The sequence below is a fragment of the Candidatus Tisiphia endosymbiont of Ptychoptera albimana genome (genome assembly GCF_964026605.1).
Lineage (GTDB): Bacteria > Pseudomonadota > Alphaproteobacteria > Rickettsiales > Rickettsiaceae > Tisiphia.
In genome coordinates this window covers 1,430,734-1,451,477 of sequence record NZ_OZ032164.1, presented here as the reverse complement: position 1 = coordinate 1,451,477, position 20,744 = coordinate 1,430,734, and the positions used below count along the sequence as shown (strand labels likewise).

General features: G+C 33.6%; 10 protein-coding genes. All 10 read left to right on the top strand.

Annotated features, from left to right (window positions below; all coding sequences use genetic code 11):
• Nucleotides 1–447 precede the first annotated feature (447 nt).
• The 10 genes from yidC to AAGD36_RS06850 all read left to right on the top strand — a co-directional run bounded on the left by yidC (nt 448) and on the right by AAGD36_RS06850 (nt 20,635).
• Nucleotides 448–2,136, top strand: a complete 1,689-nt coding sequence (gene yidC / locus AAGD36_RS06895) for a membrane protein insertase YidC (RefSeq protein ID WP_341755418.1) — start codon at nt 448–450, stop codon at nt 2,134–2,136.
• Nucleotides 2,126–2,734 (top strand): ribosome biogenesis GTP-binding protein YihA/YsxC, encoded by a 609-nt coding sequence (gene yihA, locus AAGD36_RS06890; RefSeq protein WP_341755417.1) that lies wholly within the window; start codon nt 2,126–2,128, stop codon nt 2,732–2,734. The genes yidC and yihA overlap by 11 nt, the downstream gene beginning before the upstream one ends.
• Nucleotides 2,688–3,602, top strand: a complete 915-nt coding sequence (locus AAGD36_RS06885; protein ID WP_341751515.1) for an acetylglutamate kinase — start codon at nt 2,688–2,690, stop codon at nt 3,600–3,602. The genes yihA and AAGD36_RS06885 overlap by 47 nt, the downstream gene beginning before the upstream one ends.
• Before the next feature lie 98 nt (nt 3,603–3,700).
• Nucleotides 3,701–3,988, top strand: coding sequence for a VirB3 family type IV secretion system protein (locus tag AAGD36_RS06880; protein ID WP_341755416.1), 288 nt, complete (start codon nt 3,701–3,703; stop codon nt 3,986–3,988).
• Nucleotides 3,989–4,020: 32 nt separating this feature from the next.
• Nucleotides 4,021–6,435, top strand: a complete 2,415-nt coding sequence (locus AAGD36_RS06875) for a VirB4 family type IV secretion/conjugal transfer ATPase (protein ID WP_341756034.1) — start codon at nt 4,021–4,023, stop codon at nt 6,433–6,435.
• Between the two features lie 7 nt (nt 6,436–6,442).
• Entirely contained in the window at nt 6,443–9,400 is a 2,958-nt protein-coding gene (locus AAGD36_RS06870) for a type IV secretion system protein (protein ID WP_341755415.1), read from the top strand.
• 121 nt (nt 9,401–9,521) lie between these two features.
• The gene (locus AAGD36_RS06865) at nt 9,522–11,702 is read left to right on the top strand and encodes a type IV secretion system protein (protein WP_341755414.1); all 2,181 of its coding nucleotides are present in this window, start codon (nt 9,522–9,524) and stop codon (nt 11,700–11,702) included.
• 15 nt (nt 11,703–11,717) lie between these two features.
• A complete protein-coding gene (locus AAGD36_RS06860) occupies nt 11,718–14,639 on the top strand; it encodes a type IV secretion system protein (RefSeq protein ID WP_341755413.1) in 2,922 nt (973 codons plus the stop codon).
• 44 nt (nt 14,640–14,683) lie between these two features.
• Nucleotides 14,684–17,377 carry a type IV secretion system protein gene (locus AAGD36_RS06855; RefSeq protein ID WP_341755412.1) on the top strand — a complete coding sequence of 898 codons (2,694 nt, stop codon included), beginning with the start codon at nt 14,684–14,686 and terminating at the stop codon, nt 17,375–17,377.
• 27 nt (nt 17,378–17,404) lie between these two features.
• Nucleotides 17,405–20,635, top strand: a complete 3,231-nt coding sequence (locus AAGD36_RS06850; protein WP_341755411.1) for a type IV secretion system protein — start codon at nt 17,405–17,407, stop codon at nt 20,633–20,635.
• Nucleotides 20,636–20,744 lie beyond the last annotated feature (109 nt).

The following is a 20,744-nucleotide window of genomic DNA, read 5'->3' as shown; positions in this document are numbered from 1 at the left end:
CATAAGAATTGACAAATTCTTATGCCGAATTCGCGTGTTACGATTAAAATTTTACCTCGCATAATATCAGAGTTTGATTGCAAATCAAGACGTATACTCAAATGACCCTTTGAGTATCAATCAAATTTCTTGATTATTTTGCTTAAATCTTATAGAACTCATAGGGAAGTCTAATGAAGATCCTAAGATGAGGGAGCTATTTTTATTGTATGTACCTAAATTAATTATATATAAAATACTTAGTGGAATCAAATATTCTGATATACTCGATGAAAATCAAGAATTGCGTTGTCGTCTTCAGGGTTCGTAGGTAGCCACGTACTAAATGTACGCCTAGCACCTCGACCCTTTGACTCCTGCTACTATCATGATTTTGATCTTCGTCTATCAACTCTTCATTTACGAGTAGTATATATTCTAGTAAACTTAAATTATTTTTAGACCGTGATGAATCATAACATAGTTAACTTGGCAGCTGCCATTGTCTTGTCCCTTGGTATTATTTTTGGATGGCAATATTTTTACGATAAACCAAGATTACAAAAATTAGAACAGCAAAATAAAATATATAATAAGCAAGTTCAAGAGTTAAAGAAAAAGAATGTTCAAGTAGAAGCCTCTAAAGAAACTGAATCCTTTGTTGCTACCAAGAGAATTCAGATAAACTCAGAATTACTTTCCGGATCGATTGCTTTAAAAGGGTTAAGGTTTGATGATTTGGTTTTATTGAAGTATAAGCAAGATCTATCAAAAGACAGTAAGCCTGTTGTATTATTTGCTCATTCTCAGTCAGAAGAAGCCTATTTTGCAGAAATAGGTTGGTTTAATAAAGATAACAGTACTATCCTTCCTGATAGCGAAACTCTTTGGCAGGCTGATAATGATGAGTTAACTCCTGAAAAAGCTGTAAATTTATCATGGACTAACAAAGATGGGGTTAAATTCTTGGTTACTATCAGCATGGATAGTAATTACTTGTTCACCATAGATCAAACTACGGTAAATGATAGTAAGCAGCCAATATCAGTTCAGTATTATGGACTAATTAACCGTAAATATAATGGCAAAGAGAAAGTGGCTAATATCCTGCATCAAGGACCAATTGGTGCTATTGATGGTAGGCTTAAAGAACATTCCTTTGATGACTTAAAAGATAAAAAGATTGAAAAATTTCCGCAAGGCGTTGTTGATTGGATTGGCATAACAGATAAATATTGGCTAGCTTCCTTAATTCCGGATAAAATTAGCAAGTATAGTTCTAATTTCAATTGTGTAATAAAAAACGGTATTGAAAAATATCAGGTTGACTTCATTTCACCAACTCAAACTATAGAAGTAGGAAACAAATTTACTATATCACAAAGATTATTTGCCGGAGCAAAGAAAGTTGATTTATTAGATAAATACGAAAAGCAATATAATATTATGCTATTTGACAGGGCAATTGACTTTGGTTGGTTTTATATAATCACTAAGCCAGTTTTTAATGCTATGAACTTTTTCTATCACTATGTTGGTAACTTCGGTATTAGTATCTTGATTGTAACTGTTATCATAAAACTGCTAATGTTTACTCTAGCTAATAAATCATATCGTTCGATGAAAAAGACAAAAAATCTTCAGCCTGAAGTCGAGAGAATTAGGGCTTTATATGCTGATGATAAAATGAGGCTTAACCAAGAAGTTATGGCATTGTACAAAAGAGAAAAGGTTAATCCCATAGCTGGTTGTCTCCCCCTTATTGTACAAATCCCAGTATTTTTCTCAATTTATAAAGTGTTAAATGTAACTATTGAGATGCGTCAATCACCATTTTTTGGTTGGATAAAAGATTTATCTGCTCCAGATCCCACAACAATTTTCAACTTGTTTGGATTACTGCCATTTACCTGTCCAAGCTTCCTGATGATTGGTGTATGGCCCATTTTTATGGCTCTGACTATGTTTCTACAGCAAAGGATGAGTCCAGAGCCAGCTGATCCAGTTCAAGCTCAAGTAATGAAATTTATGCCGCTGGTTTTCTTAGTAATGTTTAGTAGTTTTCCAGCAGGATTGCTGATTTACTGGTCTTGGAATAACATTTTATCGATAATTCAACAATATTACATCAATAAGTTAGACAATAATGTCGGTTGATAAGGTTACAAAACTTTTCCGTCAAGAAGTAAAATTCATCGCTGGTGTGGCAAAAATAAATCAGTTTCCTAGCATATTTTTGCCAGAAATTGCATTTGTCGGCAAATCAAATGTTGGCAAGTCAAGTTTGATTAATAGTATATGTAATAATTCAAGTCTTGCTAGGGTGTCTAATACCCCTGGTCGTACTAGGCAAATAAATTTTTTCTCCCTTGCCGATAAACTTATTTTAGTTGATCTTCCTGGATATGGCTTTGCAGAAGTACCAATATACATAAGGCAGCAGTGGGAAACCTTAATAGCCTGTTATCTCAGAACGAGTTTAAACCTCAAATTAGTAAATTTATTGATTGATGCTAGAAGAGGAATAAAGCAAAATGACATAGAGATTGCTAAATTATTACTTTCTTGTAATAAAGATTTTCAAATTGTTTTTACAAAGTCGGATAAGGTAACACATAGAGAAAACCTAACGACGTTAACACAGAATTTTCTTGCAACTTTAGGCTACTCCTGTAATGTAATTTATACAAGTAGCAGGAGTAAAGAAGGTGCAAAAGAATTGCAGTTTAATTTGGCAAAATGCATTAAATTATAAAGAAAAGGAGGGGAAAGGTTTTGCCCGTGTCAAAGATACTAGCCTAATTAAAGACATAATAAGACGTAGTAGTGAAGTTAGAGACCAAGTCATGGTATTTAAGCTACCGTCATTAATTATTGATGATGACAAATTGTTAACGAATTTTGCAGAGGTAATACAGTTACTTGACAGTTGTGGTATTAAAATCTTTATAGTTCATGATCATACTAATTTGGTAAATGATACGCTAAAATTGTTTGGCTGTGATGAAAAATTTATCAATAATATTAAGGTAGCCGATTATAAAAGCTCGCAGATTATGGAAATGGTTCTGTCTGGCTATATTAATAAGCGTATAGTTTCAAAGCTCTGTAGTTTAGGTTGTTATGCTATTGGTATTTCCTGCAAAGATGCTAATCTTATTCAAGCTAAAAAATCAAAATTATCACATAGGAGAGACAGTAATCAAGCTGTAATAGATATTGGGTTTGTCAGTGAACCAGTTATAATAAACCCTGAGATTTTAATAAATTTTGAAGATAGCAACATTATTCCTGTTATAACACCAGTAGCTAGTGATGAAAAAGGCAATACTCATCTACTGGATGTAAATCTGACGACCTCGATAATTGCTTCCTCATTAGATGCAGATCATTTAGTATTATTATGTGATGGGATAGAATTTGCCGGAGAGAAGTACATACGAGTAAGGGATATTAATGTATTGAAAGAGATGTTGAATAATACTGTTGATCCTGAAAAAGTTAGCTTGCTTGAAGCAGCTTTAAGTGCTACTCAAAACAGTAGCAATTATGTACATTTTCTCAATTCGGCTTTCCCTGATTCGATATTGTTAAGTATGTTTATAAGTAAAGAATATGAGTGAACCCCAATTTGGGATAAGAATTAGTTAATTCTTATCCCGAATTCGCGTAGTGAGTTATAGATTTAATTTTTGGTAAAAAAGCAAAAGAGAGGTAATTTATGTCAGGCACTTTAGTATCAGACCCGTTATTTGTCGGTTTAACAAGACCTGCAATGATATTTGGTGTGAGTATAAAATTTGCAGCACTTAATATGATTATATCTATGTCATTATTTATTCAAAGTAATAGTGTTATGAATTTGCTTGTTGCTTTTGTGATTCATATGATAGGGTATGTAATATGTTTTAAAGAGCCAAGATTTATAGAATTGCTTTTAAATAAATCTTCTAAATGTAGTCAGTGTCCTAATAAATCATTCTATGGAGCGAATTCATACGGTATCTAGGTTTTATGAGCAAAGTATAAAATGACAAAATGATAAAATTATCTGTAACAAAAACAGCCAAAGAGTCGAGATCTAGGAAAGAAAAACCTACTTCTCATTTTATTCCTTATAAATGCCATTGGGATAGTAACACTATTTTAACTAAAAATAATGAATTATTACAAGTAGTAAAAGTAGGTGGTTTCTCCTTTGAAACAGCCGATGATGAAGATTTAGATATTAAAAAAAATATCAGGAATTCGTTACTTAAAAATATGTCATCAGGCAATATTGTGATGTATTTCCACACGATCAGGAGACGCAAACCAGTGATTTTTGATGGGCTTGAATATACCTCTGACCCTACCATAAAAGTACCTAATGATTTCACAACTTATTTATCAAATGAATGGCGTAAGAAACATGCAGGTTCTAGGTCGTTTTTTAATGAATTATATGTTAGTATTCTTTATAGACCAGATAAAGCTGGGGTTGCTATAATCGAATATTTCATTAAAAAGCTGATGCAAAAGTCTGATAAATCAGCTTGGGAAAATGACATGCGAGATATGCAGGATAGTTTGCGAGAAATGTCCTCAAGAGTAATTAATACATTCCATAGTTATTCGGCGAGGTTACTTGGCGTACGCAAGTCAAATAGTGGCTATTGTTGTGATATTATGGAATTCTTGGGTACTTTGGTGAATTGTGGTTCTTCAATGCAAATGGCCGTTCCAAGAAATTCAATAGACCAATATCTCCCCACTCATAGATTATTTTTTGGTTCTAGATCTATAGAAGCACGTGGTCCAAAGGGTAGAAGATACGCCGGTATATTAAGTATTTTAGAGTATGGACCATCTACGTCAGCTGGAATTTTTGACGGATTTTTACAAATGCCTTTTGAGTTTGTAATGACCCAAAGTTTTGTTTTTGCTAATAGGACAGTGGCGATTAGCAAAATGCAACTACAACAAAATAGAATGATTCAAGCAGGGGATAAAGCTGTATCACAAATTGCTGAAATCTCTCGAGCACTTGATATGGCTACCAGTGGTGATATTGGTTTTGGAGAGCATCATTTTTCGCTTCTATGCTCTGATAGTAATTTAAAATCCCTTGAGGATACCCTATCTATGGCTTCTGTTGAACTCTCCAATTCTGGAATTCAACCTGTTAGAGAAAGAATTAATATGGAACCAAGTTATTGGGGGCAGCTTCCTGGAAATATGGATTATATAGTAAGGGGTTCGACTATAAATACTTTAAACATGGCTAGTTTTGCATCTATGCACAATTATCCATTAGGTAAGGTTTTTAATAATCACTGGGGAGAATATGTAACTGTACTCGATACTACCTCGGGAACACCTTTTTATTTCAGTTTTCATGTTAGAGATGTTGGGCATACTCTGATCATTGGTCCAACTGGTGCTGGTAAAACAGTATTAATGAATTTTTTATGTGCACAAGCACAAAAATTTAAACCTAGAATGTTTTTCTTTGATAAAGACCACGGTGCTGAAATATTTATTAGATCACTTAATGGGATTTATACCACAATTGATCCAGGAGGAGAATGTAACTTTAATCCTTTGCAACTTGATGATACTGGGGAGAATAGAACATTTATATTAGAATGGCTTAAAGTATTGGTGACTTCTAATGGAGAGTCGTTATCATCAGAAGATAATAAGATTTTATCACAAGCAGTAAGTGGTAATTTTAAGTTAGAGAAAAAAGATAGAAGATTAAAAAATGTTGTAGCATTTTTAGGCATAGATGGTCCTAATAGCTTAGCAGGCAGGGTTGCTATGTGGGTTGGTAAAGGCTCTCATGCTAGAATATTTGATAATGAGGCAGATAATATTAATTTGCAGCAAGCTCGAGTATTTGGCTTTGATATGACCGAACTGTTAAAAGATCCAGTTAGTCTTGCTCCTGTGCTACTATATATTTTCCATAGGATTAGTATTTCTTTAGATGGTCAAAGAACTATGATAGTTCTTGATGAGGCGTGGGCTTTGATTGATAATCCAGTATTTGCTCCCAAAATTAAGGACTGGCTAAAGGTTTTGCGTAAGTTAAATACTTTTGTAATTTTTGCTACCCAAAGTGTTGAAGATGCAGCTAAAAGCAGGATTAGTGATACCTTGATCCAACAAACTGCAACACAAATATTCTTACCAAACCTTAAGGCAACTGATATTTATCGTAGTGCTTTTATGCTTAGTCAACGTGAATATATTTTGATAAAAACTACAGATCCAACATCGCGTTATTTCTTAATAAAACAGGGGGTAGATGCAGTTGTTGCAAAAATAAGTTTAGATGGTATGACTGATATTATCAATGTTCTTTCTGGTCGGGTTGAAACAGTGTTATTGTTAGATCGGATTAGAGAGAAATATGGTAATGATCCTGAGAAATGGTTACCGGTATTTTATGAGGAAGTAAAATCACTTTAGTTAATTTATGCATTATAATTTTATAAAAAATTTACTTAGTGGGACAAAAATATTTGCTAAAATAGTAGTGCTATGCAGTCTACTAAATTTTACTATTATCCATAATAGTTATGCAGAAGAACCAAAACAAAAAGATACTTTAGATACTATAATTGATATTCTCTCAGGTTTGACCTGTGAAACTCAAGGTATCGGTGATTTATTACGTACAGAATTTTCTCACACTTGTATACCAGCATCATTTTTTACCTTTGCTGTTGCTAATATAATTTCGCCAGGATTATATGCAAATACCATGCTACGTCTTAAAATAAATGACCATGAATTATTTGATGGAGATTACCCTGGAGGACAATGTGCAAGAAATAATAAAATTGATCCAAATGACCCTAAATTAACCTTTGCATTTTGTAATAATGTTAAACTAGCAGCTGTTAGAGTGCAGGCTATAGCCATTTCTGCTCTTGCCATCGCTAAAGCCGTACTAACCGGTTCTGATCCGTGGGAAGAGATTATGGAAGCATGGAAGAGCAATAAAGCATCATTTCATACTATTTATAAGGACACAAAAGATGGTTATTCTAGTGTAATGTTGGACGTACCTATACCAGTTATTTTTAAAGTAGTAAAAATAAAAGATACCATGTGTGTGGCTGCTCCTACTATATTAGCAGATTGGGTACCAGTTGGCTGTAAGTATATTAGAGAACCTTACCCTGAATCGATTTATGCGACTTTTATGAATCTTGATGGTGGAACTAAGAAAGGTCCTAATACCGCTACTGACCCAATGGCAATAGTTGATTGTGGTTTATCATCTTCTAGTTGTTACCAAAGAGCTTATAATAATTCTAAGGCAGCCATCGTTATCTCTTCACCATTAATAGAATGTATTAAAGAAATGACAGCAAGATTACTGGTTAGTAAAGATGTTTGTACATTTGATGATATTAATAAAGTAATTAATTCAAGCAAAAGAGAAAGTAGCATATTATTTCAATTTCAACGTAATATGCACCGCACTGTTACCGCTTTATTGACTATATATGTAATTTTCTTTGGTTTTAAAATTATACTTTCTGGTGATGTTCCTCCTAAAAATGAAATAATTAATTTTGTATTAAAGATGTTGTTTGTAACCTATTTTTCTGTAGGTATAAACATTACTCCTGGTAGTAATTCTGACTATAATCGACTAGATGGTATGGTACAATGGGCTTTTCCTTTATTATTAGGAGGAATAGATACACTTGCTGGTTGGGTTATGAATGCTTCTCCATCAGAGTTGTGTAAATTTGATGCTAAAGATTACGATAAAAATCTTTCTTATATGGCATTATGGGATTCATTAGACTGTCATGTAAGCCATTATTTAGGATTAGATATCCTATCAACCTTACTGGTAGAAAATCAATATAAAAATCATGATTTCAAGAGTTTTGACTTTTTTAGTTTCTCAGCCCCACCTTATGTATATTTACTGATTCCTGCTATTATTTCAGGTAACATGACTCTAGTATCCTTGGCACTGTCCTATCCTTTATTAGTGATTTCTGTTGGAGCGTTTATGGTGAATGCTACAGTGATGTGCATGATATCTATAGTAATATTAGGTGTTTTAGCTCCTCTTTTTGTGCCAATGTTTTTATTTGAATATACTCGTGGTTACTTTGAATCATGGGTAAAGTTATTAATATCATTTTTGCTACAACCTATGGTAGTGGTAACCTTTCTGATTATGATGTTTTCAGTTTATGATTTCGGTTTTTATGGTCACTGTAAATACACAAGTAAAACTATACAAAATAGTATAGAAAGTGGGGGAGATGGAAAAAGGCATGTAAAAATATTTTTTGTTAATAATAATTGGAATGAATATGCGAAAGATGAAAGTAAAGGTATAGATGATGCCAAAAGCTGTAAAAATAGCCTAGGTTATATGCTTAATAATCCACTTGCAACAGTTTTTGATTTTGCCAAAGATAACCTAAATGAGATAGTGAAAGAAAAACCAGGTAGTGGTAGTACAAGCGATCATTTATCTAAATACCAATTTTTGCAGGGCATTATTATGGGACCCGGTATGTTCTTTGTATCACCCAAATTAGTTTTTGAGAAAATTAAGGATATTGCTCTAGCTTTAATTACTGCCTGCTTTACTTTGTATTTAATGTATCACTTTAGTAGCCAATTAGCAGAGTTTGCAGCTGATATGACTGAAGGTGTCCCTCTTAGTGGTGTTGCCATACATCCACAAGCAATATACAAAGCTGGTATGGCTGCTCTTGGAGCTGCTGGTAAAATGCAGGCGGCTGATAAAGCAGCTAGAGGTGCTGGAGGTGCTACTAAGGATATGGGTGGTGGAGGTGGATCAGCCGAAGATACTAAAGCTACTGGTGGTGAATCAGCAGAAGATAGCTTAGACACCAGTGGTTCATCTAGAGATACTGTATCAACAACAGGAGGAGGTGGTGGTAAGTCTCTAGGTGGTGGTGGACTTCCTATCTCTCCAACCCGTCATATAGCAGAATCTATTGCAGCTGGTGTATCTGAATCGAGTTCTTCAAATGCAGGAGGTTCTTCAAGGGAATCAAGGGCTAATTTGCAGACTATTGACGAACCTATTCTACCTCCAACTAATAAAATAGTAGAAACAGAGGATTTTGTTAATAGATCACCACAGATAGTTACAACAAATACACAAGAATTAGGAAGGACAGTAGAGAAATCAAGTCCTGCTAAGGAATTACCAAAAGAGCAAAAGACCCATGAGTTACTCTCTAAAACTTTGGGAGGACTTGAGGATTCTACGGTGCAAGCTGGAAAGGCTGGTGACATTAAACAAGAAATAAAAAATCGTGAGGAAAAAGTTAGGAAGGAAAGCTATCTTAAAACTAGACCAGCTAAGAAAACTACAACTGCTAGAACTAATGTAAAAAAAGATGGCTCTGATGAAAATTCATAAAGTCACCAACTGTACAAGTTTAAGTAGGTATAATAGTCCTCGATGTTATGTGGGCAGGAATCTATACTATTTAACAGCCTTTCAGGCTATTTATTGGATTCTTGCCTACACGGGAATGACGATGTCAAGGGTGATATCATACTTGTTATGGGTGATGTCGTCCCTGCGTAAGCAGGTATCTAATAACAGCTTTAGTTATTTTACTTTTTTAGATTCCTGCCTTCGCAGGGATGACATTAAGGGAAACAGAAATGATACCTTAGGGCTGTTATACCTACTTAAAACTTGTACATTTGGTAAAGTCATAAAAGTTTTTATACAATGTTGTTTGGTACTTTTCTCAAGCAAAGTTTTTGCTGGTTTTGGAGATCCGTGTCCATCAGCTTCATTTGCAGTAGATGATTATTTAAGACAAAACACAGCTTACGGGCATCTTCTATATAGTATTGATATGACCGGTACTCCTAATGGGTGTGATGCAACTGACCCACAATTTAAATTCTGTTTAAAAAATAAAGATGGTAGTCCTATAGAGTGTAAAGTTATTACTCTTAATTTAAATGATTCTAAGCGTCTTAGTGAGTTAAGCACTGATAATAATCCTGATTTAGGTGGAAATACTTTATTAAAAGATATTATTTTAACAGTAAAAATTGTCGATAAAAGATTGTGCCTAGTTATGGCTACCTCAAAAGGACAACTTCCACTAGCTTGTAAAAATACTACCACACCAACTCCGATACCACCACCAAACGAACAATGCCGGAATATAGGTAAAACTTGTTATATGGGTACTACAAGGAGTCAGTCATTACTTAATTTTTCTGGCTTAGCTGTAGATTGTGTAAAGGAAACTCTAGATAAAGTTTTTTTTCGTTATAGTAGCTGTGATCCAAAAAATGATCAGATTAGTTTGACTGCCCTTAATCCTTTCTCAACCTTCCAAGAATCTTTGAAAATATCTATTAGGGCGGCGTTAATATTATATGTTATGTTTTTTGCTGTTAATATGATTTTAAGCAAAGAATATGGTAATTTAGATAAAATAGCATCTTTTGTTATGAAGCTAATAATTGTCACTTATTTTGCTACAGGTCTTGGACCAGTATATTTTAAAGGTGGAAAGGAAACTACCGAAAATGGTATGCTTCAGTATGGGTTACCATTACTCACGGAGCTTACTCCACAATTTGCCCAAATAGTTTTTAATGCTGGTGGCTCTCGAGGATTATGTGAGTACGATACTAGTAAGTATAAAGATGGGTATAAGTTTTATGCACTTTGGGATGCTGTTGATTGCAGGATAGGTTATTATTTGGGTATGGGACTATATTATAACACGGAATCCGTTTTAAACGGCATTCCTAGTAGAAGTGTGCCGGGCAAAAATAAAAATAATCCTGTAAACTTTAAAAAACCTGGAAATGAAGCTCCGGATGCATTGAGGAAAGTGGGAGGATTCAGATTTCTTACTGTAATGTTTGGTCTATTATTATCTGGACAAATAATAATAGTAGCATCTGGAATAATATTTTCTGTAATATTTGTTTCAATAATTTTATATTTTATAACACACTACTTAGTATGTCTAGTTACCATATATGTCATGACCTATATTTCTCCTATATTTATTCCTATGGTTTTATTTACTAGAACCAAAGCATATTTTGATGCATGGCTAAAAATTTGTATATCTTGTGCAGTGCAACCCGCAGTGGTGGCTGGTTTTATTGCCTTGTTACTTACTATGTATGATTCGGCAATATACAAGAATTGTGAGTTTATGAGGCATGACTATACGTATAGCAGTGATGTTCAGTTTAGTACTTTTGAGCTTAGATTACCAAATGCTAATACTGATGATTGTAAAAATAGTGCTGGATATAAATTATTGCGATATTATTCAGGGGAAGGTTGGGAGAAGCATCTTTTAAGTGTTTTTCCAGTTAAATCAATTGTTGTAGATGTCGTATCACTGTTAGTAGACTTACTTTATGTATTAATTTTTTCAATTATTTTTTATTATTTTTCAAAATCAATTGGGCAATTTGCTGCCGAGCTTACTGGTGGTCCTATCATGGATTCTGTAACAGCTAGTCCTACTAAGATAGTTGATATGGTTAAGAAGGGGGCAGAATTTATTGCCGATGCTGCACAAAGCTCCGGTGGAAAACCACCGCAGAAAAATCCTTTAGAAAAACCAAGAAAAGGAGGAGAAGAAGCAAAAGATTCAGGTGGTGGTGATAGTGGTGGCAAAGCTGAAGGTATGGCAGGTTCTAGTGGTGGTGGTGGCGGTGGTTAACTTGGATATTATTGTATGAAAGGAAATTTATCAAAACTCATAATGGTATTAGGCATAGCGGCTTTAGTGGTTAGCGTTGTTATGGTATTACTTGGGATGATAGGGTCAGTAAAAATTACCAACGGTTGTCTCCTTAGATATGATCAAGACGCAAAAGGAGGTAGTACTGATCGTATTACTAATACAATCATGCTTAATGCAACAGCAAACTATACTGTAATTACTAAAACAAAACCAGATGGGTCGCTTGAAACTGAGTATGATCCTAACCGTTACGGAGAATGGTTAAATACTAACCTAGCTGTTACAAATGAACAGGAGATTAAGTTTAAAATAGACGGTAATATAAGCCTTTGCAGGGCTTATGTACCAAAGAATAATATTCAACAGCTTTCAGATTTGGATGACAATGGTAACAAAGTTGCCATTCCTAGGGTTGAAGAAACTAATGTAGAACCACTATCTTTAATTTTTGATGCTAAAACTGATGAATGGCGAAATATAGCTGAATTGTTTATTAACGATAAGGTCATAATATCAGTTTCACCGGATCACAAGAAATTGCCGGATTTGCCAAATAATATGGCTAGTGTAAAAAATATCTTTAAGCTTGTTAAGCAAGATGGTGAATTTACAAATGTTATAGAGACAGCAGATTGTTCAGAAGGCAAGAGAAAATACAGCCCATTATGTGGTAGATATTCAATATATTCTGGGGAGTATGTCAGTGGTTGTAAATGGGTTGATGATTATTATAACTGTAATTATCATAGTTATTGTCCTAAAGGGTGTTTTTTGGGATGCCAGTCACATAAATTTTGTTTCTTAGGTGCTTGTTGTGAGCAATTGTTATGTGACAGATGTGGTGCTTGGAGTAATATAGCAACGATAGCACCAGAACCTTATCGAGATAATAATGATTTTACATACCCGGGGTCTAGGAAAGTTGATAATGTTAATGATCTATTCACTGATTTTCATCCAGAATGTTCTAATAATTCAAATATTCCATCTTCTACATGTCCCGATGTTGACCATGGGGAAAAAGACAGAAAATATATAGAAGATGGAGAATACCAAAATAAAAGATATTTTTGGTATTCTGCCGATGGTCCAACAGGTCTGTTATATAGAATGGATAACAGTGAGACTCCAACTAATGCAAAATCTTTAGGGACAGGCTATGAATTTGCTAAAATAATTGCTGGAAACAAAGATTATGATCCAATAAATAATAGTAGAGCTGCTAATATTAAATATCAAATCATTTATAACGATATTATAGCCGGTACAGCAAGAACCTATTTACAATATCGTTTATGGTCAAAATATCCTGACTATAGCAAGAATACTGGTGGTTATGTGTTAAACATTAAGCAGACTAAATGTCGAAGAAGTAATGGCAATAGTTTTGATGATGTTGTAGCTAATCGTGGTAAAGTGCAATATTTAATAATGCCATATAGTGAAAATCCTAACAAAACTGGTACAATTTATAGCACTAGTAATATTAAAGTGGATGATGCAGACGGCAATGCAAAAATTACTGCGAATGCCAATGGATATCTATGGATGAGAATTTACAATAAACAAGAGGATTATAAAGAAAGTTATGGTAGATACCAAGTACAATTCTTTACCTCAGAAAAAGTTGGTAGTTTTACTTTAAATATTTTAACCCCTTTATTTGAGTTATTAAAAGGCAAAATCAAGAATGCAGCTGTGACGATTTTTAAGAATATGACTTGCTATGGTGGGGGAGTTACTACTTGCACTAACTTTTTTAACTATATAAAAGCCGTATTAATTCTTTACGTTATGTCATACGGAGCAATGTTTTTATTAGGTATGGTCAAAATCAACCAACAGGATTTGGTAATTAGGATAGTAAAAATCGCTATAGTTAGTGGGTTAATGAATGAAAGTACTTTTGAATTTTTCAATAATTATATATTTGATTTTGTAACTAATTTTTCAGATGGAATTATCTCCAATATGAGTGGCTATAGCATGTTTTCATCGACGAATAAGATAACAAATCCTTTCATGTTCCTAGATGCATTAATGAGTAAAATATTGTTCAGTAAAACTTTTGCTGGTCAAGTGCTTTCTTTAATCTCTATGGGTCTTAGTGGATTGATTTATTTTGTTATAGTATTTATTGCTACAATGATAGTAATCATCACCGCTCTTCGAGCCATGGCAGTTTATATTATGGCATTTATGGCAATCGCTATATTAATTGGTGTAGCTCCATTGTTTCTTACGTTTATGCTATTTGATTTCACTAGATATTTATTTGATAATTGGGTGAGGTTTACTTTTAGATATATGATAGAGCCAGTAATTTTAATGGCAGGAATTATTATACTTACTCAGTTATTTACAATTTATTTGGATTTTGCAACTGGTTATAGTGTGTGTTGGAAATGTGCTTTACCTATAAAAGTTCCATTTCCTGCTATCCCAGGTCTTCCTGCGATTTTCTCTAATTTAGAGATTTTTTGTATCAATTGGTTTGTACCTTGGGGAATGGATTCTCGTTCTGGCATGATGGGTTTGAATATGCAACATTATATTGCATTAATTATGATTGCTTATGGAATGTATGGTTATGTTGAATTCTCTGGAAAAATGGTGGCAAAGTTGACTAGTACCGCTGGACCTTCTGCAACATCTATGGGACATGCGATGTCATCGGCAATGGAACAAGGAGCTTTAAAAAAGGTTGGTTTAGATCAGGCATCTAGAGATACAATTAAGAAAGAAGCTGCCGGTAGATTAAAAGATAGGAATAAAGCAATTGATAAAGGGAATAAAGCTAGGTCAAAAGGTGATACCAAGGATAGTGATGGTAATAATAAGGATCAGAATCCAAGAAGTGGTGTTGAGAGTGGTAGTGGTAATGAAAGTGATTCTAATGTGAATCCAAAGTAATAACTGAAAATGAAGTGAATAGGATGAGAAATTTCAGGTATCTAATGTTGTTGATAGATTTTCTATTTAAAGGGCAACTGTTTATTGCCTTAGTAGTTCTATTAGCCTGTAATCCTGTCAAAGCTGATGATAGTGAGAAAGATGCTAAATTTGATTGGATGAGTTCGAGTTTAAGTGGACTTGTAGCTCTATTTTCAGCATGTCTAGAGGTACCAAAATTCAATAGTTTTCAAGAAGGTAGCATTTCTTTAGACCTTACAAAACCAAATGAATGGAATTCTACTGGTAACTATGTCAAAAAAGATAAAGCCATTAAGTTTGACTGGAGTACTAGTGGAGCTGTAAGTAGTCCAAGAAAATACCGAGTGATGTACCGTATAGATCCAAGGTTCAATAGACCACAAATATTTATTAAAACTTTTAATCATTTAACTAAAAAGTATGAAGCTACTAATTTTCCTAAATTTAAGGCAACTGATCCAACTAAAGATTATATAAGTCTAGCATTTAGCAAAATGCAGAATTATGTAGACTATTTTAATTTTGTTGAAAATCGTCAGAAAATTCGGGTAGAAAAAGGTGATGTAATAAATATAACTCTTGCAGGAGCAGGAGATTTTTTTAGTGTAGCTACTGACGAAGATTTTTTAAAGTCAGAGCTTGACAATAATATGTTAGGAATTCCGTCACTTTATACAAATAGCAACCTTGATAATAAAATACTATATTCAACTGCAGAAAAATTGTGTTATTCTATTGACCCCTCAAGGGATAAAGTATGTCAGGGTACTGGAGCAAGTACCAAATATAAGGCTTTAGATAAGTTAGTATTAGTTGGTAAACCGTTAACCCAAGGTTCTATACAACAGATTATTACAATTTGTCCTGATTTTGCTAATGATAAAGATAACTCTCCAGTGTGCTTCTATGATCAAGGGAGAGGGATGAGGATACTAGTAAATAACCAGATTATAAAGAGAGAAGCGGAAAGTTTTGTATATTCTAAATTTCTAAAAAAGAGTTTCTTATATTATAAATCTGATATTGCTGGAGATTTAGATTTTTTAACTGATTGGTCAATCCAAGGCATGTTTACCTCCCTAGATAAACCTTTAATGAGTGATTGGATTGGAGCTTTTTCAGATATTAATGCACTTAGTTCTTATATTAGTAGCCCAGCTGTAGACTTAAGTAGTAGTTTTTTACATTTTGGACGCTACATTATGATGGTGGAAATAGGTAATGGTGATAAGAGTATTAGTGATGCACAACAAAAAGACATAGAAGTTGAATATGTAATAATGAAAGATGGTGGGACACCACTTGCATCGCTAGTGGGTACACAAATCAACCAAGATTTTGCAACTGATGCTGACAAAGATGGCTATTTATGGGTTAGAGTAAAGAATCCTAATAAAGAGGTAATGGGGTTAATTAAGGTAAATTATGCTAATTATACGGGGAGTACTTGGTTTTCAGATATTGTATATAACGGGGCAGTTAAACTTATTACCGATGAGTTTCATAAATTTACTATGAATTTTTATACTAAACTAACTAAAAATGTAACATTACACCGAATCATAAAAGCTGCATTGATTCTTTACGTAATAATATATGCTTTAACCTTTTTAGCGGGGGCTATTCAAATAACTGCCAAAGACTTATTAACAAGAATTATAAAAATAACTTTGATAGTAATACTAATAGGAGATGATAGTTGGAACTTTTTCAATAATTACTTATTTAATGCCTTTATTAAGGGTACTGACTATCTAATGACCAATGTAGTAGGGCTTACTAGTTCTACAGTTAACATTTTTGGTTTTATTGATCCAATATTTGATAAATATACCAATGGCAGATTTTGGGGGCTTTTATTTATACAATTACTCCAAATCCATAATGGTCTTACTTTTGTTGCTATCATAACTATTTATTCTCTGACGCTTTATTTTAGAGCTATTTTGGAAGTTATCATAGGTTACGTTATAGCATATATTAGTCTTGCGGTTATGATATCTTTAGCACCATTATTCATAATTTTGGTACTATTTGAGAAGACAAAAAGCATTTTCGATAACTGGTTATCTACTTTATTTAGTTACATGATGCAACCAACCATATTATTAATATTTTTTCTATTAATAGATCAGGTGATGTCTGAACAACTTTTAAAAATTGTGGTAAGAGCATGTTGGGATAGTACGTTCATCCCAATAGAGATAGGATTAGATTTAACGCATATGAACATGCCGATTAATTTTTCGTTTAAATTACCATTTTTACCTGGGATACCTTTCTTTGCACCGGATGTTACGGAAATTAATAATGCACAGGATTTATTAAATTCTACCGGGACATTCTTGGTAATATTTACTAGTAGCTTATTATTCTATGCTTATTGCCTAATGTGTTACGGACTCGTCGATTATGTAACTATAGTAGTTGCTCAATTGACCAACGTAACACCTGCAAGACAAGAGGGTGATTTCCAAAGGCCTGATAATCCGACAAAATCTATTATACATGATATGGAATCCGTGGCAAGACCAGTCAAGGATTTAGCTTTTGCTCCAGCTAGGATATTTAAGGATAAGGTGATAGATCAAAATTATAGGGCAAGGAAAGGAGAAGATCCTGAAAGCAACAAAGAATATACTGGCAAAATATTTGCCTCAAGAAATGATTTAGACACTGGTGGTGAAGCAGATGGTGGATCTAATAAAAAGGAATAATTACTATTTAAGCCTAGGTTTTTATAAATGAAGAATATTTTTGCTATTTTATTAATTTCTATGTTGTGCCTTTCAGGATGTACTGGCGATAGGTGCATTGATGCAGATGATTTTGGCTTTATAAAATTTGTAATTTCTTCAAGATATAAAAAAGAAGAGTTAAGCGGACAACAACAAGATAATCAAACAGCTCCTTGGATCAATACTGGATATAATGTAAATGGTCAACCACTTACTATATTGGTAAAAACTTGGGATTATTCTAAAGGAGATAAAAACAACTCTACAGAATTATCAGCTTGGAGTGCGTGGTATGGTCAAGAAAAGAATACCAATACTTTATCTGAATTTTGTAAGAGACTACAAATATGCCAATTTATAGATGGCAGGATGTGTACTAGTAGTAAGGATGCCAAAATTAGTAATGCACCGTGTTTATTTAAAAATGGTGTAGGGCTATACATGTTAATTGCTGAGCGTGATAAAAATCCTAATCTCTCTTTGGATACACAGCGTACACCCTATGGCATTACCGCCCACCTTGGTGAACCTCTTGTTGGTTATGAACTTTATGATCTTAATAAAAGAGGGGAATTAGTAAAAGCTGGAGGAATAAGTTATCAATATGAAGGTGAGGATAAAGTTAAATACGTTCAATGCCCATTATATTTTAAGATTTTAGATAAATTTTATGATGATAATAATGGTCAGTATCGTGTAGTTATTAAATCTGGGGTCACTGACACTAGACCTGACCCTATTGAATTTTTAACGAATTTAATAAAAGCTGAGTTATTTGGTGATGGTAAGAATCATGGGCTAGTTAGGTCAATTTACGAGGGTATTATTAAAACACCAGGGTATCGTGTATCTGTTTCGGCTCTATTAACTTTGTATATTATGTTTACAGGGTTTTCTTTCCTGATTGGCAATGTTAATCTCACACATACTGAATTAATAATTAGAATAGTAAAAGTTAGTATAGTATCTACGTTACTTAGTTCAACTAGTAGCTGGCAATTTTTTCATGATTACTTATTCGTGTTTTTTATGGAAGGGGTAGAGGAAATATTACGAATAATTAAAGAAACAGCGGCTACCGGACCTGGGTCTTGGAGTATTATAGGTTTAATGATAGCCCCGCAAACTATGGCAAAATTATTTTCATTACTATTTGTCGATCCGTTAGGATTTATATATATAATTTTATTCTTGATAGCCCTTTATTTTATCTTCATGATGGTATTTAAGGCTACTATTATATATCTTACGGCACTGATAACCGTTGGGATGATTATCATAATGGCTCCAATATTCATTTGCTTTATGTTATTTGGTATCACGCGTTCATTGTTTGAAAACTGGTTAAGACAGCTGATTTCCTATGCACTACAACCAATTATATTATTTACTGGTATCGCTTTTATTTCAATGATTATCAGAACAGAAATATATTCTTCACTTGGTTTTGGGGTATGTAAGTATGACTTCCCAAATTTAGGTCCGATAAATGACATATTTGGTAGTATGAATGAAGATCTAGACACTAGTCTTGGAGACTCAATATTTTATTGGTGGTTTCCATCTCCAATGAAAGCTGGCAAATTTTCTAAAACAAAGGCTAATATATCAGTGCCTGTTGATCATCGCCTCGATGATGGATCAAAAGATGGCAAACTATGTTTAGCTTATCAATGTATCGAAGAAAGATATGTTGAATTACCATTTTTAGATTTAGTCCAAGATGTAAGAAGAATTGATAATTTTTTCAGTGGTCACTTTGTTCAGCTGGATGGATTATTGTTAATTTTTGTATGTGTTTATTTACTAAGTAAATTTAATGATATAGCTGTTTCAAGTGCTAAATTCTTATCTAGCACCTCAGGTAATCTAACAAATTTACAAGCAATTGGACAAGCTGCTTTTGCCCCTATTCAACAGCAAATAGAGAGACCTGCAAATTATGCTTTCGGTGCTGTCAAGCAAAGGGTAGATCAAGTAACTGAGAAGGCAAGTATGTTTTTTGCCGATCAGTATGAAGATTGGATGATGGGGGGTGTAGCCCAAGAGGCACTTGACCCAACAGCAGTAAAATCTAGTGTTTTAAGTGAAGTAAAAAGAACTTATGGTATAGATTATAAAGACGTTAATGTTAAAGCTGGAAGTGATTATCAAAGGGCTATTAGCGAGGTTATGGAAACTATTAAACCTGATGGACAAGTTAAAGAATTTACTGGCAGTAGTTATTCAGAACTTAAGGATCATTTAGCAGCTCTTAAATTTGGAGAAGGTAAAAAATATGATTCTCTTAGCGAAGAGCAAAAGAAAGAACTTAATGAGTTAATGAAAACTAAAGATGGTAAGACTTTACGAGAATTAGCCAGTGATGCAAAGTTTACCAAAGATTTCCAGCAAGCTTATATGAACTCGCATCAAGAAATGTCAAAAAGAGGAGTAGGGTTATTTGGTAAAAATATAGCACCTCTCAAAAGTTGGCAAGAGATGAATAGGCGTGTTGATGAAAAGAGAGAGCTACGTGATAAGAAGCGTAAAAATATAGGAGAGAGAATATATGCTGGTTATGAAGGATTAAAACGAGAAGCACTTACTGCTATTGTTGGTAAAGATTTACGGGATGCTTTTGAGGGTAACTTAACTGGAGCAGAGTGGGAAGATTTTAATTATAATGATCCAAGACTTAGAACCCATAGTGAATCACTTAAGGATGAACAACGAGCTTTGGAACATCAAAAACTTAAGACACAAATCAATAAAGAAACCATTGCTATTCAGGAAGATATATCATCTCCTGAATATCTAGCTAAACTTGAATTACAGGGTAGAACAACAGATGTTGATTATTATGAAGAATTGACCAACAAAGAGCTTGCCTTCCAAGTGTATAATGCCCTTGCTCAAGGTGAAAATGATGGAGAAAATCCGGTATTAATGGGGGAAAGATTTATGCGAGAGAAAGCAACAGATGCTCAAACTCGTAATATGATTGACAGTGCTTATAGAATTGAGCAGACACTAATAAATAACGATAAATATGCACGCAGACAAGAACATTATGAAATTATGCGTGAGAAAGCTGAAGCTAATGGGGATAATCAATCTTTAGAGTATAGTAAAGCAGTACTAAAGAAAATAGAAGAAAGAAAAGAACTTATTAAGAAAGAAGTTATATCTCACATTGATGGAATTAATCAATATCGCTTAAATGCTAAAATGCCTAAATATGAAAAAAATGATTAACTTTTTCAAAGCAAAATGAGTGCAAAATAATAGTCTCTTACCCCTTGCCAATCACTACTATGTCACCCCGCAGGGGTTAAATATATAAACACCTCCTCTTTCAGGAGAT

Coding starts and splice junctions, on each gene's coding strand:
- yidC (WP_341755418.1), top strand. CDS start 448: ATGAATCATAACATAGTTAACTTGGCAGCTGCCATTGTCTTGTCCCTT.
- yihA (WP_341755417.1), top strand. CDS start 2,126: ATGTCGGTTGATAAGGTTACAAAACTTTTCCGTCAAGAAGTAAAATTC.
- AAGD36_RS06880 (WP_341755416.1), top strand. CDS start 3,701: ATGTCAGGCACTTTAGTATCAGACCCGTTATTTGTCGGTTTAACAAGA.
- AAGD36_RS06870 (WP_341755415.1), top strand. CDS start 6,443: ATGCATTATAATTTTATAAAAAATTTACTTAGTGGGACAAAAATATTT.
- AAGD36_RS06865 (WP_341755414.1), top strand. CDS start 9,522: ATGTCAAGGGTGATATCATACTTGTTATGGGTGATGTCGTCCCTGCGT.
- AAGD36_RS06860 (WP_341755413.1), top strand. CDS start 11,718: ATGAAAGGAAATTTATCAAAACTCATAATGGTATTAGGCATAGCGGCT.
- AAGD36_RS06855 (WP_341755412.1), top strand. CDS start 14,684: ATGTTGTTGATAGATTTTCTATTTAAAGGGCAACTGTTTATTGCCTTA.
- AAGD36_RS06850 (WP_341755411.1), top strand. CDS start 17,405: ATGAAGAATATTTTTGCTATTTTATTAATTTCTATGTTGTGCCTTTCA.